Origin of the sequence: Leclercia sp. LSNIH3, assembly GCF_002935105.1 — a bacterium.
GTDB lineage: Bacteria > Pseudomonadota > Gammaproteobacteria > Enterobacterales > Enterobacteriaceae > Enterobacter > Enterobacter adecarboxylatus.
This window is the reverse complement of sequence record NZ_CP026387.1, coordinates 4137977-4152405: the sequence shown is the minus strand read 5'-3', so window position 1 is coordinate 4152405 and position 14429 is coordinate 4137977. Positions and strand designations below refer to the sequence as shown.

General features: G+C 54.3%; 16 protein-coding genes and 1 other annotated feature. Of the genes, 10 read left to right on the top strand and 6 right to left on the bottom strand.

Annotated elements, in window-relative coordinates; all coding sequences use genetic code 11:
- Positions 1-27: 27 nt before the first annotated feature.
- From C3F35_RS20035 to C3F35_RS20020, 4 genes are all read right to left on the bottom strand, one after another.
- Positions 28-1386, bottom strand: a complete 1359-nt coding sequence (locus C3F35_RS20035) for an APC family permease (RefSeq protein ID WP_032612327.1) — start codon at positions 1384-1386, stop codon at positions 28-30.
- Complete coding sequence (gene yoeI, locus C3F35_RS27385; protein WP_103792228.1) at positions 1376-1438, bottom strand: membrane protein YoeI; 63 nt, start codon at positions 1436-1438, stop codon at positions 1376-1378. Before yoeI ends, C3F35_RS20035 begins: the two co-directional genes overlap by 11 nt.
- A 215-nt stretch (positions 1439-1653) precedes the next feature.
- Positions 1654-2583 (bottom strand): LysR family transcriptional regulator, encoded by a 930-nt coding sequence (locus C3F35_RS20025; RefSeq protein ID WP_103792123.1) that lies wholly within the window; start codon positions 2581-2583, stop codon positions 1654-1656.
- 40 nt (positions 2584-2623) lie between these two features.
- Complete coding sequence (locus C3F35_RS20020; RefSeq protein ID WP_032612330.1) at positions 2624-3451, bottom strand: SDR family oxidoreductase; 828 nt, start codon at positions 3449-3451, stop codon at positions 2624-2626.
- Between the two features lie 174 nt (positions 3452-3625).
- Here C3F35_RS20020 and hisL point away from each other — a divergent pair, with 174 nt between their 5' ends.
- The 9 genes from hisL (at position 3626) to hisIE (ending at position 10842) form a co-directional block, all read left to right on the top strand.
- Positions 3626-3676 (top strand): his operon leader peptide, encoded by a 51-nt coding sequence (hisL, locus tag C3F35_RS20010; RefSeq protein ID WP_001364200.1) that lies wholly within the window; start codon positions 3626-3628, stop codon positions 3674-3676.
- Positions 3652-3775 (top strand) — a sequence feature (His leader region). Its footprint overlaps the gene before it by 25 nt.
- A 45-nt stretch (positions 3776-3820) precedes the next feature.
- On the top strand, positions 3821-4720 hold the full coding sequence (gene hisG, locus C3F35_RS20005; RefSeq protein WP_032612332.1) for an ATP phosphoribosyltransferase: 900 nt from the start codon (positions 3821-3823) through the stop codon (positions 4718-4720).
- 5 nt (positions 4721-4725) lie between these two features.
- On the top strand, positions 4726-6030 hold the full coding sequence (gene hisD, locus C3F35_RS20000) for a histidinol dehydrogenase (RefSeq protein WP_103792124.1): 1305 nt from the start codon (positions 4726-4728) through the stop codon (positions 6028-6030).
- Entirely contained in the window at positions 6027-7088 is a 1062-nt protein-coding gene (gene hisC, locus C3F35_RS19995) for a histidinol-phosphate transaminase (RefSeq protein ID WP_103792125.1), read from the top strand. The genes hisD and hisC overlap by 4 nt, the downstream gene beginning before the upstream one ends.
- Positions 7085-8152 (top strand): bifunctional histidinol-phosphatase/imidazoleglycerol-phosphate dehydratase HisB, encoded by a 1068-nt coding sequence (gene hisB / locus C3F35_RS19990; RefSeq protein WP_032612338.1) that lies wholly within the window; start codon positions 7085-7087, stop codon positions 8150-8152. The genes hisC and hisB overlap by 4 nt, the downstream gene beginning before the upstream one ends.
- Positions 8152-8742: an imidazole glycerol phosphate synthase subunit HisH gene (gene hisH / locus C3F35_RS19985; RefSeq protein WP_032612340.1), complete on the top strand. Its 591-nt coding sequence runs from the start codon at positions 8152-8154 to the stop codon at positions 8740-8742. The genes hisB and hisH overlap by 1 nt, the downstream gene beginning before the upstream one ends.
- Positions 8742-9479 carry a 1-(5-phosphoribosyl)-5-[(5-phosphoribosylamino)methylideneamino]imidazole-4-carboxamide isomerase gene (gene hisA / locus C3F35_RS19980; RefSeq protein WP_103792126.1) on the top strand — a complete coding sequence of 246 codons (738 nt, stop codon included), beginning with the start codon at positions 8742-8744 and terminating at the stop codon, positions 9477-9479. The genes hisH and hisA overlap by 1 nt, the downstream gene beginning before the upstream one ends.
- Entirely contained in the window at positions 9461-10237 is a 777-nt protein-coding gene (gene hisF / locus C3F35_RS19975; RefSeq protein ID WP_059307574.1) for an imidazole glycerol phosphate synthase subunit HisF, read from the top strand. Before hisA ends, hisF begins: the two co-directional genes overlap by 19 nt.
- Positions 10231-10842 carry a bifunctional phosphoribosyl-AMP cyclohydrolase/phosphoribosyl-ATP diphosphatase HisIE gene (gene hisIE / locus C3F35_RS19970; RefSeq protein ID WP_059307573.1) on the top strand — a complete coding sequence of 204 codons (612 nt, stop codon included), beginning with the start codon at positions 10231-10233 and terminating at the stop codon, positions 10840-10842. Before hisF ends, hisIE begins: the two co-directional genes overlap by 7 nt.
- Before the next feature lie 33 nt (positions 10843-10875).
- Here the strand turns inward: hisIE and wzzB are convergent, their stop codons facing one another.
- Positions 10876-11856 (bottom strand): LPS O-antigen chain length determinant protein WzzB, encoded by a 981-nt coding sequence (wzzB, locus tag C3F35_RS19965; RefSeq protein ID WP_103792127.1) that lies wholly within the window; start codon positions 11854-11856, stop codon positions 10876-10878.
- Positions 11857-12050: 194 nt separating this feature from the next.
- Here wzzB and C3F35_RS19960 point away from each other — a divergent pair, with 194 nt between their 5' ends.
- Positions 12051-13055: an NAD-dependent epimerase gene (locus C3F35_RS19960; protein WP_103792128.1), complete on the top strand. Its 1005-nt coding sequence runs from the start codon at positions 12051-12053 to the stop codon at positions 13053-13055.
- A 47-nt stretch (positions 13056-13102) separates the two neighbouring features.
- Here C3F35_RS19960 and ugd read toward each other — a convergent pair whose 3' ends face one another.
- On the bottom strand, positions 13103-14269 hold the full coding sequence (ugd, locus tag C3F35_RS19955; protein ID WP_032612353.1) for a UDP-glucose 6-dehydrogenase: 1167 nt from the start codon (positions 14267-14269) through the stop codon (positions 13103-13105).
- Positions 14270-14429: the final 160 nt, after the last annotated feature.

Sequence of the window (14429 nt, the reverse complement as noted above, 5' to 3'; positions counted from 1 at the left end):
CGCTATAGGTGCCGGGCCTGAGTATTGTTACGCAACGTCTTCGTACTGAGGAACCGGGTTGCGGAAGCTTTTGGTTACGCAAGCCAGGTAAATCAGGCCAATACCACCCCAGATCAGACCCAGAACCATAGAGCTTTCTTCCAGGTTGATCCACAGCGCACCGACAGTCAGCGCACCACATACCGGCAGAACCAGGTAGTTGAAGTGGTCTTTCAGCGTTTTGTTGCGCTTCTCACGGATCCAGAACTGAGAGATCACGGAGAGGTTAACAAAGGTAAAGGCAACCAGCGCACCGAAGTTAATCAGCGCCGTCGCGGTAACCAGGTCAAAGTTGATGGCCAGCAGCGCAATCGCACCGACCAGCAGCACGTTCCACGCCGGGGTACGCCATTTTGGATGGACATAACCGAAGAAGCGAGTCGGGAACACGCCATCACGGCCCATCACATACATCAGACGGGAAACACCCGCGTGCGCTGCCATACCGGATGCCAGAACGGTAACGCTGGAGAAGATCAGCACGCCCCACTGGAATGTTTTACCGGCAACATACAGCATGATTTCTGGCTGCGATGCATCCGGATCTTTGAAGCGAGAGATATCCGGGAAGTACAGCTGCAGGAAGTAAGAGGCACCGATAAAGATGATGCCGCCAATTAATGCCGTCAGGAAGATCGCGCGCGGAATCACACGCTCAGCGTCTTTGGTCTCTTCTGACAGAGAAGAGATACCGTCGAAGCCGAGGAACGAGAAGCACAGGATCGTCGCACCGGTGATCATCGGCACCACATGTGCGCCTTCAGACCAGAACGGACGGGTGCTGGTCAGCGTACCTGCGCCTTCACCGTGAGAAACGCCGTAGATGATCAGACCAACGATAACCGCCACAATACCCATCTGCAGGATAACAATCAGGGTGTTGAAGTTGGCAACGGTCTTGATGCTGCGCAGGTTAGAGATGGTCATAAAGGCCACCAGCGCTACAACGAAGATCCACGACGGTACGGAAGGCACCAGCGCTTCAAAATAAATTTTTGCCAGCAGAATGTTGATCATCGGCATGAACAGGTAGTCCAGCAGAGATGACCAGCCCACCATAAAGCCGACAGCCGGGCTAATGGATTTCTGAGCATAGGTGTACGCAGAGCCTGCGGACGGGAAGCGGCGAACCAGCTTGCCGTAGCTCAGCGCGGTAAAGAGGATCGCGATCAGCGCAAAGGCATACGCCGTTGCAACGTGACCGTCAGTGAGGCCTGAAACGATACCAAACGTATCGAACAGCGTCATCGGCTGCATATAGGCAAGGCCCATCATAACAACCGGAATTAACGTAAGCGTTTTACGTAATTCCACGCGAGAGGTTTTTGGAGTTGCGTTAAGCGACATAGTTATTCTCCTTTACGGTGAATACCGCCACGTAAGCGAAAAATTGCCCCATTTCTTTCTTCCTCAGCGACAACAACTGTCGGATTTTAGTAAATATCTATCCGGTACGAAGCCCGGCCTCTTGGATTTAATGGTTTTCTTACATGCAAAAAAAAATAATCGACGCCTTTTATATCGTCGATTATTCCATGTTTGCTGCGGCGCATTTTCCCTAAATGATAGTTAAAATGCAAGAGATCGGAAGGCATCCTAAAGTTAAATTTTTTATTATTCACCTGATTTTTCAGCCGCACCCTGCGCATAAACGGCAGCAATAGCACTATTTGCTAAAATTTCTTGTCGCCACCATGCACTGGCAAGCCCGGCTGTCTGCTCATTCCAGCCTATCCATACGGAATCATAACTGGATTGCGCGATAACCTGTTTCTCTATTAGCGCTCCGCTTTCAATATAGCGCTGGGCTAAATAACGTGGCAGATAACCGCAGCCTAAGCCGCTAATTTGCAGCTCCAGCTTGGTTTTAAAATCAAATACCGTGATGGCTTCCTGATCGTCCAGTAACTGCGAAGAGGCCGCACAGCTTGGTAATGAAATGTCACCCACCACGATGGCGCGATAATTTTTGATCACTCGCCGGTTAACCGGCTCTGGCTCCTGGGCCAGGGGATGGTGTGGTGCAATGACGAACACCTGTTCCAGGTGCCCGAGACAGGCAAAGCCAAAATCACTTAATTGCGGCGGCTCAAGCAGCGCGCCGACGACAATATCCGCTCGCCCCTGCACCAGCGACTCCCAGGAGCCAGCCAGCACGCCATTGATAAACTTCAGGCGGGTAACGCTGTGTCGTTCGTAAAAGGCTTCGATGAGCGGTGCAAGCAGGGAAAAGGGGAATGTATCATCGACCCCAATAATCAGTTCGTTTTCCCAGCCCTGATGCAGTTTGACGGCCTGCTTTTCCAGCTCACGTACCGTATGCAGTACCTCACGCCCTTTTTCCAGCAGCATTTGTCCGGTGCGGGTAAAGCGCGCCCGGTGGCCGGAACGGTCAAGGATCTGAATATTAAGATCGCTTTCGAGCTTATGAACGGTGTAGCTGAGTGCCGAAGGAGTTTTAAAGAGCTTTGCCGAGGCCGCAGCAAAGCTCCCCTCTTTTTCCAGTGCATCAAGGATAATAAGGACATCCAGCAGCGGTTTCATGCTCACCCCCTTGTGGTGCGCTTACGCTCCGCCAGCGGCATTACTCCATAGGCATAACCAGCGGATCGGGAAAGAGATACTCAAATCCCAGTTCATGACAGATGCGGTTCCCATCAATCAATTTGCCCTTCCCCTCTCCCGGGGCATCGTGGAAGTGCGGCGGCGCCAGGCCAAGCTGACGCGACATCACCGGATAAAATGTACTGCGTGTTGGATGAGAGGGCGCACATATATTATAGATGTGCCCGCCCTTTGGAGCCTGTAATAGCAGGGTAATTGCGCCGATCACATCTTCAAGATGCACCAGATTGACGCCATGTTGGCCGTCAGGCGCTGATTTTCCGGCAAAAAAGCGACCAGGATGGCGCCCCGGCCCCACCAGCCCCGCCAGCCGTAATATATCTACCTGGGTACCCGGTAAATTGTGCAGCCAGTCTTCCAGCTCTTTTAAAACCCGCCCGCTTGCCGTCACCGGCTGGCGCGGCATATTCTCTTTCACGGTGCCGTCCACATCGCCATATACCGAGGTGGAGCTGGTGAAAATAATGCGGGGAATATGGTACGCGAGGGCACTGTCGACAATTTCCTGTACGGCCTGCAGATAATAATTCTCACCCGGCCCGGTGCGGCGTGCCGGCAGGGTAATCACCAGCGCATCCACATCACTCATTAGCGTATCCAGATCGTCGGTGTCACACACTAACTCTGGCTCCAGGCGCAATTCAACGCTCTCGATGCCGCACATCCGCGCCGCCTCGACCCCATCCACGGTAGTTTTACTGCCGGTGACCTGCCAGCCCCGTGACAGCAACGACATGGCCAGCGGCATTCCAAGCCATCCCAGACCGACAATTGCGACCTTTTTCATGCGTTTTCTCCTGACGTTTACGCCTCTGCTTTAAGGCTACGCCAGCCATGCGCAACTGACAATTGATAGCACCAATATGAAATCGTTTAATGATTAAAAAAAGCCCTTGCTTTATGTAGCGTAAGTGGTTTAGGTTAAACAACATCACATGAATAAGCATTCATCGAGAATTTTATGACACGCGTTCAATTTAAACACCACCATCATCACCATCATCCTGACTAGTCTTTCAGGCGATGTGTGCTGGAAGACAGTTAGATCTTCCAGCGGTGCATGAACGCAAGAAAAAGCCCCCGGAAGATCGCCTTCCGGGGCCTTTTTTTTGGACCGTGTTCAGGCAAGTTACAACAGGATCATGAGGAACCGACAATGTTAGATAATTCACGTTTACGCATAGCTATGCAGAAATCAGGTCGTCTTAGCGACGATTCACGCGAACTGCTGGCGCGCTGCGGCATCAAAATCAACCTGCACACTCAGCGCCTGATTGCGCTGGCAGAGAATATGCCGATTGATATTCTGCGCGTGCGTGACGATGACATTCCGGGGCTGGTAATGGACGGCGTGGTGGATCTGGGCATCATTGGCGAGAACGTGCTGGAAGAAGAACTCCTCACCCGCCGCGCACAGGGCGAAGACCCACGCTACTTTACGCTGCGCCGTCTCGATTTTGGTGGTTGCCGCCTGTCGCTGGCAACCCCTGCTGACGAAGCATGGGACGGCCCGGCTGCACTGAATGGCAAGCGTATCGCCACCTCCTACCCTCACCTGCTGAAGCGTTATCTCGATCAGAAAGGGGTCCAGTTTAAATCCTGCCTGCTCAACGGCTCTGTCGAAGTGGCACCGCGCGCCGGTCTGGCTGACGCAATCTGCGATCTGGTCTCCACCGGCGCGACCCTGGAAGCCAACGGCCTGCGCGAAGTTGAGGTGATCTACCGCTCTAAAGCCTGCCTGATCCAGCGCGACGGCGAGATGCCGGAAGCCAAGCAGCAGCTGATTGACCGTCTGTTGACCCGTATTCAGGGGGTGATCCAGGCCCGCGAATCGAAATACATCATGATGCATGCGCCGACTGAGCGTCTGGATGAGGTTATTGCCCTGCTGCCAGGTGCCGAGCGTCCAACCATTCTGCCGCTGGCGGGGGATCAGCAGCGCGTGGCGATGCATATGGTCAGCAGCGAAACCCTGTTCTGGGAAACCATGGAAAAACTGAAAGCGCTGGGTGCCAGTTCGATTCTGGTGTTGCCAATTGAGAAGATGATGGAGTAACCACCATGACCTTTAACACCGTTATCGACTGGAACACCTGTAGCGCGAAACAACAGCGCGACCTGCTGATGCGCCCGGCTATCTCTGCGTCCGAAAGCATTACCCGTACCGTGGCTGAGATTCTGGACAATGTGAAAGCCCGTGGCGACGATGCCCTGCGGGAATACAGCGCCAAATTCGACAAAACCGAAGTCGGTGCGCTGAAGGTGAGCGAGCAGGAAATCACGGACGCCTGTAACCGCCTGGGCGATGACATTAAGCAGGCGATGGCGGTGGCGGTCAACAACATCGACACCTTCCACCGCGCGCAAGCCCTGCCCGTTGTGGATGTGGAAACCCTGCCGGGTGTGCGATGCCAGCAGGTGACCCGTCCGGTTGACTCGGTGGGTTTATATATTCCAGGCGGTTCCGCACCGCTGTTCTCTACGGTGCTGATGCTTGCCACCCCGGCGCGTATCGCCGGATGTCGCAAGGTGGTGCTCTGCTCTCCACCGCCGATTGCCGATGAGATCCTCTATGCGGCGCAACTCTGCGGCGTTCAGGAGATTTTCAAAGTCGGCGGGGCACAGGCCATTGCCGCCCTGGCGCTGGGTACGGAGTCCATCGCTAAAGTGGATAAAATCTTTGGTCCGGGTAACGCCTTTGTGACCGAAGCGAAACGTCAGGTCAGCCAGCGGCTGGACGGTGCGGCTATCGATATGCCGGCTGGCCCCTCTGAAGTGCTGGTCATTGCCGACAGCGGCGCGACGCCGGATTTCGTGGCCTCGGACCTGCTTTCCCAGGCAGAACACGGCCCGGATTCGCAGGTGATCCTGCTGACGCCTGATGCCGGTATGGCAAAACGGGTGGGTGAAGCGGTCGAGCGTCAGCTTGCCGATCTGCCGCGTGCCGATACTGCTCGCCAGGCGCTCTCTGCCAGCCGTCTGATCGTCGCCCGGGATTTGGCGCAGTGTATCGCCATTTCCAATCTCTATGGCCCGGAGCACCTGATCATTCAAACCCGCAACGCCCGTGAGCTGGTCGACAGTATCACCAGCGCCGGTTCGGTGTTCCTTGGCGACTGGTCACCGGAATCCGCAGGTGATTACGCCTCCGGCACTAACCATGTGCTGCCGACCTACGGTTATACCTCTACCTGTTCCAGTCTGGGGCTGGCGGATTTCCAGAAGCGCATGACCGTGCAGGAGCTTTCCCGTGAGGGCTTCGCCTCTCTTGCCGCAACGATTGAAACGCTGGCCGCAGCCGAACGGCTGACTGCCCACAAAAATGCCGTAACGCTGCGCGTTGCCGCCCTGAAGGAGCAAGCATGAGTATTGAAGAGTTAGCCCGCGAGAACGTTCGCGCCCTGACCCCCTATCAGTCTGCCCGCCGCCTGGGTGGTAACGGCGATGTGTGGCTGAACGCGAATGAATTCCCTACCGCCGTTCATTTCGCGTTGAGCCAGCAGACGCTGAACCGCTACCCGGAATGTCAGCCGAAAGCGGTCATTGAAAACTATGCGGCCTATGCCGGTGTACAACCTGAGCAGGTGCTGGTCAGCCGCGGCGCTGATGAAGGCATTGAACTGCTGATCCGCGCCTTCTGCGAGCCGGGTAAAGACGCAGTACTCTACTGTCCACCGACCTACGGGATGTACAGCGTCAGCAGCGAAACCTTTAACGTTGAGCTGCGTAAAGTGCCTACTCTGGAAAACTGGCTGCTGGATTTGCAGGGCATTGCCGACAATCTTGATGGTGTAAAGGTGGTGTTTGTCTGCAGCCCGAACAACCCTACCGGCCAGCTGATTAACCCGGAGGATATCCGCACTCTGCTGGAAATGACCCGCGGTAAAGCCCTGGTGGTGGCCGATGAAGCCTATATCGAGTTCTGCCCGCAGGCGACCCTCGCAGGGTGGCTGGCGGAGTATCCGCACCTGGTGATCCTGCGTACGCTTTCAAAAGCCTTCGCCCTGGCCGGGCTGCGCTGCGGTTTTACGCTGGCCAATAAAGAGGTGATCGACCTGCTGATGAAAGTGATTGCCCCTTATCCGCTTTCAACGCCGGTCGCGGATATCGCCGCCCAGGCGCTGTCGGCAGACGGCATCACGGCCATGCGGAGTCGCGTGGCGCAGATCATCGACGAGCGTGCGTATCTCGTCAGCCAGCTGAAAACCATCCCTTGCGTAGAGCAGGTTTTCGATTCGGAAACCAACTATATTCTGGCGCGTTTTAGCGCCTCAAGTGCAGTATTTAAATCTTTGTGGGATCAGGGCATTATCTTACGAGACCAGAACAAACAACCCTCTTTGAGTGGCTGCTTACGCATTACCGTGGGTACCCGTGAAGAGAGCCAGCGCGTTATCGACGCCCTGAATGCGGAGAAAGTATGAGCCAGAAGTACCTCTTTATCGATCGTGACGGCACTATCATTTCGGAACCACCCAGTGACTATCAGGTCGATCGTTTCGACAAGCTGGCTTTTGAAGCCGATGTCATTCCGGTGCTGCTTAAGCTGCAAAAGGCCGGTTATAAGCTGGTGATGATCACCAATCAGGACGGCCTCGGCACGGATAGCTTCCCGCAGGCTGATTTCGACGGCCCGCACGATCTGATGATGCAGATCCTCACCTCTCAGGGCGTGGTATTTGATGAGGTCTTGATTTGCCCGCACTTGCCTGCCGACAACTGTGATTGCCGCAAGCCGAAAGTGCAACTGGTAGCGCAGTATCTGGCCGACACGGCGCTGGATAAAGCCAACAGCTATGTGATTGGCGATCGTGCGACGGACATTGAGCTGGCGACCAACATGGGCATTACTGGCCTGCGCTATCAGCGCGAGACCCTGAACTGGGCGATGATTGGCGAACAGCTGACCAAACGTGACCGCTACTCGCACGTGGAGCGCAATACTAAAGAGACGCAGATCGACGTCAAGGTCTGGCTGGATCGCGAAGGCAGCAGCAAGATCCACACCGGTGTGGGCTTCTTCGATCATATGCTGGATCAGATCGCCACCCATGGCGGCTTCCGCATGGAGATCGGCGTTAAAGGCGATCTCTACATTGACGATCACCACACCGTGGAAGATACCGGCCTGGCGCTTGGCGAGGCTCTGAAGCTGGCCCTGGGCGACAAGCGCGGAATCAACCGTTTTGGCTTTGTGCTGCCGATGGATGAGTGCCTGGCCCGCTGTGCGCTCGATATCTCCGGCCGTCCGCATCTGGAATATAAAGCCGACTTTACCTATCAGCGCGTGGGCGATCTGAGCACCGAGATGGTTGAGCACTTTTTCCGCTCCCTCTCCTACACCATGGGCCTGACGCTGCACCTGAAAACTAAAGGTAAGAACGATCACCATCGCGTGGAGAGCCTGTTTAAGGCCTTTGGCCGCACCTTGCGCCAGGCCATTCGCGTGGAAGGCGATACCCTGCCGTCGTCGAAAGGAGTGCTGTAATGAACGTGGTGATCCTCGATACCGGCTGCGCCAACCTCAACTCAGTGAAATCCGCGATTGCGCGCCACGGCTACGATCCGCTGGTCAGCCGCGACCCGGATGTCGTGCTGCATGCGAGTAAACTCTTTTTACCTGGCGTCGGTACGGCACAGGCGGCGATGGATCAGATCCACCAGCGCGAGCTGGTTGAGCTGATTAAAGCCTGTACCCAGCCGGTGCTGGGCATCTGTCTGGGAATGCAGTTGCTGGGACGTCGCAGCGAAGAGTCCAACGGTGTGGATCTGCTGGGCATTATCGATGAGGATGTGCCGAAAATGACCGACCACGGCCTGCCGCTGCCGCATATGGGCTGGAACCGCGTCTACCCGAAAGCGGGTGACCGACTGTTCCGCGGTATCGAGGACGGGGCATATTTTTATTTTGTGCACAGCTACGCGATGCCGGTGAACGCCAATACCATCGCCCAGTGCCAGTATGGCGAAGCCTTCACCGCCGCCGTGCAGAAAGACAATTTCTACGGCGTGCAGTTCCACCCGGAGCGTTCCGGGGCCGCTGGCGCGCAGTTGCTGAAAAACTTCCTGGAGATGTGATGATTATTCCCGCTTTAGATTTAATCGACGGCACGGTTGTCCGTCTGCACCAGGGCGATTATGGCCAGCAACGCGACTATGGCAACGATCCGCTGCCACGCCTGCAGGACTATGCTGCGCAGGGTGCAGAAGTGCTGCATCTGGTTGACCTGACCGGCGCGAAAGATCCGGCCAAACGCCAAATCCCGCTGCTGAAAACACTGGTCGCGGGCGTTAACGTCCCGGTGCAGGTTGGCGGCGGCGTGCGCACTGAAGAGGACGTAGCCGCACTGTTGGAAGCGGGCGTGGCGCGCGTAGTGGTGGGTTCTACCGCGGTAAAAGATCCCGAGACGGTACAAGGCTGGTTCCGCCGCTTTGGCGCTGACGCGCTGGTGCTGGCGCTGGACGTCCGTATCGACGAACAGGGAAACAAGCAGGTTGCGGTCAGCGGCTGGCAGGAAAACTCCGGCGTGACGCTGGAAGCGCTGGTCGATCGCTATCTGCCAGTGGGCCTGAAACATGTTCTTTGCACCGATATCTCCCGTGACGGCACGCTGGCCGGTTCTAACGTGTCGCTTTACGAAGAGGTCTGCGCCCGTTATCCGCAGGTGGCGTTCCAGTCATCCGGCGGTATTGGTGATTTAAATGATATCGCCGCCCTGCGCGGGACCGGGGTACGTGGGATCATCGTTGGACGCGCCCTGCTGGAAGAAAAATTTACTGTGAAGGAGGCGATTCAATGCTGGCAAAACGGATAATTCCTTGTCTCGACGTGCGTGATGGCCAGGTCGTTAAAGGCGTGCAGTTCCGCAATCATGAGATTATCGGCGACATCGTTCCCCTGGCAAAACGCTATGCGGAAGAAGGTGCCGATGAGCTGGTCTTTTACGATATCACCGCCTCCAGCGATGGTCGCGTGGTGGATAAAAGCTGGGTTGCGCGCGTGGCGGAAGTGATTGATATTCCGTTCTGCGTGGCGGGCGGGATCAAATCGGCTGACGACGCGGCAAAAATCCTCACCTTCGGCGCCGACAAAATTTCCATTAACTCCCCTGCCCTGGCTGAGCCGGAGCTGATTACCCGTCTGGCCGATCGCTTTGGCGTGCAGTGCATCGTGGTCGGGATCGATACCTGGTTTGACGAGGCCACCGGCAAATACCACGTCAACCAGTATACCGGCGATGAGAGCCGTACCCGTGTCACCCAGTGGGAGACACTGGACTGGGTGCAGGAAGTACAGAAGCGCGGCGCGGGCGAGATCGTCCTGAATATGATGAACCAGGACGGGGTTCGTAACGGCTACGACCTGGCGCAGTTAAAGAAAGTACGCGAAGTATGCCATGTACCGCTGATTGCCTCGGGTGGTGCGGGCACCATGGAACATTTCCTTGAAGCCTTCCGCGATGCCGACGTAGATGGCGCGCTGGCAGCCTCGGTGTTCCACAAGCAGATTATTAATATTGGTGAGTTAAAAACGTTCCTGGCAAATCAGGGCGTGGAGATCAGGGTATGTTAACAGAGCAACAACGTGCGCAGCTGGACTGGGAAAAAACGGACGGTTTGATGCCAGTCGTGGTGCAGCACGCGGTATCCGGTGAAGTGCTGATGCTGGGTTATATGAATCAGGATGCCCTGGCGAAGACCATCGATAGCGGCAAAGTGACCTTCTTCTCACGCACTAAACAGCGTCTGTGGACCAAAGGTGAAACGTCCGGCCATTTTCTGAATGTGGTCAGCATCACCCCGGACTGCGATAACGATACCCTGCTGGTACTGGTCAATCCCATCGGCCCCACCTGTCACCTGGGCACCAGCAGCTGCTTTGGCGACGCCAGCCACCAGTGGCTTTTCCTGTACCAGCTGGAACAACTGTTAGCTGAGCGCAAAACTGCCGATCCGCAAAGTTCCTATACCGCGAAGCTCTATGCCAGCGGCACCAAGCGCATTGCGCAGAAAGTGGGAGAAGAAGGCGTAGAGACAGCCCTGGCCGCCACCGTGAACGACCGGGCCGAACTGACGAATGAAGCCTCCGACCTGATGTATCACCTGTTGGTGCTGCTACAGGATCAGGACTTAGATTTGACCACCGTGATTGAGAATCTCCGTCAACGGCACAAATAAAAAAACCGGGGAAACCCGGTTTTTTTTCAGCTTTTAAGCCCTGCTCTGGTAGTTGCGTAGGGCGTTACGTCCTAACACAATGCCGGAACCGACAATCCCGCCCAGCAGTACCGCCAGAACCAGTACCAACGAACGTTTAGGACTGTCACGACGAATCGGCAGGTCCGGCTTCATGACATAGCGATAGGCATGGATGGTTGTCGGATCGATTTTCAGTTTTTGAATATCGAGCAGTTTCTGTTTGTTCTGATAATAGCTGTCGGACAGCGTCAGTGGACGTGAAGATTCATGGGCAATCATGGATTGCAGCGCTTCAGTCCCTAACAGGAACATCGTTTCTTGCGTAACGTCCTGAGTCTGCTGGATTTTTGGGGTGGTAATGTTGGCCGCTTCAGCATACTTCAGGGCTTCTGTGATTTGCTTGATTCGCACATCTTTTTGCTCCTGAGCGATCGTCTCCTGGTTACCTAATACGTCCTCAAGGGTTGCGACCTGCTGCTTAAGGTTGTCATTAAGATCAACGACCAGCTCTTTTTGAATTTGCTCATCAACCTGCTGAATGTACTCTGCCACCTTCTTTTGCGCTGCCTCAGCCGAACTATTTACGTAGCTGATGCTTAACGGTAAAGGCTGACCTTTCACCGATTGTTCAATAACGAGTTTTTCCGGCTCGACCTTGTTTTCCAGGGTCTGAGATAATGCAGAGAAAGAGGCGTTATAGCGGGTAATCACGCTCTCCTGGATATCCGTTAATTTTGGTGCATTAGTACCATAAAGAATATTAAGTGCGTTGCTGTAACTGCCTATTTGAGCAGCATCCGGCTGGGTAATGATAGCGGTGGATGTCCACTTCTCTTTAGCGAAAACCAGGTAAAGCCCAGCAAGAATCAGTGCAATAGCGACAAATGCAGTAATCACCCATTTTCCACGCCACAGCTGTACCAATAGATTAATCAAATCAATCTGTTCAGGGTCATTGCTTCGCATGACCGCGTTATTGTTGTTGTGCGTCATATAATCCTTAGAAGGCGAAAAAGCGCAAATTATAAAGTTTCAGATATAGTTTATCGATTGTTTTCGGATTTTCTATAGGAATCCGATTAGGCATATCGAAAATATGATGTTTGGATACCCTGCGCATCGCGTTATCATACCCCAAATCCGGTACTTAACGCACCGGACATGATACGTAACAGATGAGGACAGTTATGAAATTTCTGGTCACTGGCGCTGCAGGCTTTATCGGCGCTCATGTCAGCAAGCGGCTCTTGGATGCCGGACATCAGGTTGTGGGTATCGACAACCTTAATGACTATTACGATGTGAACCTGAAGCAGGCGCGTCTTGATCTGCTCACCTCCGCGAATTTTAGCTTCCATAAGCTTGAACTGGCCGACCGCGAGGGTATGGCGGCCCTTTTCGCTACTGAAAAATTCGATCGGGTGATCCATCTCGCCGCCCAGGCTGGCGTGCGCTACTCCCTGGATAACCCACATGCTTATGCAGAAGCCAACCTGGTGGGGCATCTGAACGTACTGGAAGGCTGCCGTCATAATAAGGTGCAGCATCTGCTTTATGCCTCCTCCAGTTCCGTGTACGGTCTGAACCGTAAGATCCCGTTCTCAACGGATGACTCCGTGGATCACCCGGTTTCGCTGTACGCCGCGACCAAAAAAGCCAACGAGCTGATGTCACATACCTACTCCCACCTGTATGGTCTGCCGACGACTGGCCTGCGCTTCTTTACTGTTTACGGCCCGTGGGGGCGTCCTGACATGGCGTTGTTTAAATTCACCAAAGCCATGGTGGAAGGCAAAAGTATCGACGTCTATAACTTCGGCAAGATGAAGCGTGACTTCACCTATATCGATGACATTGCTGAAGCGATTGTTCGTTTGCAGGACGTTATTCCCCAGGCGGACAGTAACTGGACGGTGGAGTCTGGCTCCCCTGCGACCAGCTCCGCACCTTATCGTGTCTATAACATCGGGAATAGCTCCCCTGTTGAACTGATGGACTACATCACGGCGCTGGAAGAGGCGTTAGGCATTGAAGCTGACAAAAACATGATGCCGATCCAGCCCGGTGATGTGCTGGAAACCAGCGCAGATACCACGGCGCTGTATGAGGTTATCGGCTTTAAACCGCAGACCTCGGTGAAAGAAGGCGTTAAGAACTTCGTTGACTGGTATCGCGAGTTTTATAAGGTTTAAAAAAAAGCCCGGCATAATTGCCGGGCTTTTTTCTGCTGTTGATAAAGTCAGTCGTTACCAAACAGATCGCGGGTATAGACCTTATCCGCCACGTCGGAGAGTTCTTCCGCCATTCGGTTAGAGATAATCACATCGGCCTCTTTCTTGAAGGCATCCAGGTCGCGGACCACCCGGGAATGGAAGAATTCGTCTTCCTTCATCACCGGCTCATAAATGATGACCTGAACGCCTTTTGCCTTAATACGCTTCATAATCCCCTGAATGGAGGAGGCACGGAAGTTATCCGAACCGCTCTTCATAATCAGACGGTACACGCCCACAACTTTAGGGTGGCGCGCCAGAATGGAATCAGAGATGAAGTCTTTACGCGTGCGGTTAGCATCTACAATCGCAGAGATTAAGTTGTTCGGTACGGACTGGTAGTTAGCCAGCAGCTGCTTGGTATCTTTTGGCAGACAGTAGCCACCGTAACCGAAGGAAGGGTTGTTGTAGTGGTTACCGATACGCGGGTCGAGGCAGACGCCTTCAATGATCTGGCGGGTATTCAAGCCCAGGCTCTCTGCGTAGCTGTCCAGCTCGTTAAAATAGGCAACACGCATGGCCAGATAGGTATTGGCAAAGAGTTTGATGGCTTCTGCTTCTGTGGCGTCGGTATAAAGAACATTGATGTCTTTTTTAATGGCGCCTTCCTGCAGCAGGGCAGCAAAACGTTCCGCACGCTCGGAGCGCTCACCAATGACGATACGAGACGGGTGCAGGTTATCGTACAATGCCCTGCCCTCACGCAGGAACTCAGGTGAGAAAATGACATTATCGATACCCAGCTCTTCTTTGATCGATTGGGTAAAGCCGACAGGAATGGTTGATTTGATGATCATCACGGCATTCGGGTTAATCGCCGTCACATCCTTAATCACCGCTTCTACGCTCGACGTGTTGAAATAGTTCGTTTTTGGATCGTAGTCGGTTGGCGTGGCAATGATGACAAAATCCGCCCCGGTGTAGGCGTCAACTTTGTCAGTGGTCGCACGGAAATTCAATGGCTTATTCGTCAGATAATCCTGGATCTCTTTATCCACGATGGGCGAGATCTTCTGGTTCAACATATCTACTTTGGCCTGCACGATATCCAGGGCCACCACTTCATGGTGCTGCGCAATCAGGATCCCGTTAGAGAGACCCACATAACCTGTTCCTGAGATTGTTATTTTCATTGAATTAACGTCTTTAAGTTAAGTGTCGGGAGCGACAACCGCCCCACCGCTATAAGCAACTTTTGGGGTTTTTACCCCGTATGCTGAGTTGATGTCAAGGCGAATGGCCGGCTGCAGAAAGGAACAATTGTAGTGTTTTATGCTGCATTAACGCTGCCCC

Excerpts from the sequence above, each read along its gene's own strand:
- wzzB (WP_103792127.1), bottom strand. The coding sequence starts at position 11,856 with ATGACGCACAACAACAATAACGCGGTCATGCGAAGCAATGACCCTGAA.
- C3F35_RS20020 (WP_032612330.1), bottom strand. The coding sequence starts at position 3,451 with ATGAAAAAGGTCGCAATTGTCGGTCTGGGATGGCTTGGAATGCCGCTG.
- ugd (WP_032612353.1), bottom strand. The coding sequence starts at position 14,269 with ATGAAAATAACAATCTCAGGAACAGGTTATGTGGGTCTCTCTAACGGG.
- hisG (WP_032612332.1), top strand. The coding sequence starts at position 3,821 with ATGTTAGATAATTCACGTTTACGCATAGCTATGCAGAAATCAGGTCGT.
- hisH (WP_032612340.1), top strand. The coding sequence starts at position 8,152 with ATGAACGTGGTGATCCTCGATACCGGCTGCGCCAACCTCAACTCAGTG.
- hisB (WP_032612338.1), top strand. The coding sequence starts at position 7,085 with ATGAGCCAGAAGTACCTCTTTATCGATCGTGACGGCACTATCATTTCG.
- C3F35_RS19960 (WP_103792128.1), top strand. The coding sequence starts at position 12,051 with ATGAAATTTCTGGTCACTGGCGCTGCAGGCTTTATCGGCGCTCATGTC.
- hisA (WP_103792126.1), top strand. The coding sequence starts at position 8,742 with ATGATTATTCCCGCTTTAGATTTAATCGACGGCACGGTTGTCCGTCTG.
- hisIE (WP_059307573.1), top strand. The coding sequence starts at position 10,231 with ATGTTAACAGAGCAACAACGTGCGCAGCTGGACTGGGAAAAAACGGAC.
- C3F35_RS20025 (WP_103792123.1), bottom strand. The coding sequence starts at position 2,583 with ATGAAACCGCTGCTGGATGTCCTTATTATCCTTGATGCACTGGAAAAA.
- hisC (WP_103792125.1), top strand. The coding sequence starts at position 6,027 with ATGAGTATTGAAGAGTTAGCCCGCGAGAACGTTCGCGCCCTGACCCCC.
- hisD (WP_103792124.1), top strand. The coding sequence starts at position 4,726 with ATGACCTTTAACACCGTTATCGACTGGAACACCTGTAGCGCGAAACAA.
- hisF (WP_059307574.1), top strand. The coding sequence starts at position 9,461 with ATGCTGGCAAAACGGATAATTCCTTGTCTCGACGTGCGTGATGGCCAG.
- C3F35_RS20035 (WP_032612327.1), bottom strand. The coding sequence starts at position 1,386 with ATGTCGCTTAACGCAACTCCAAAAACCTCTCGCGTGGAATTACGTAAA.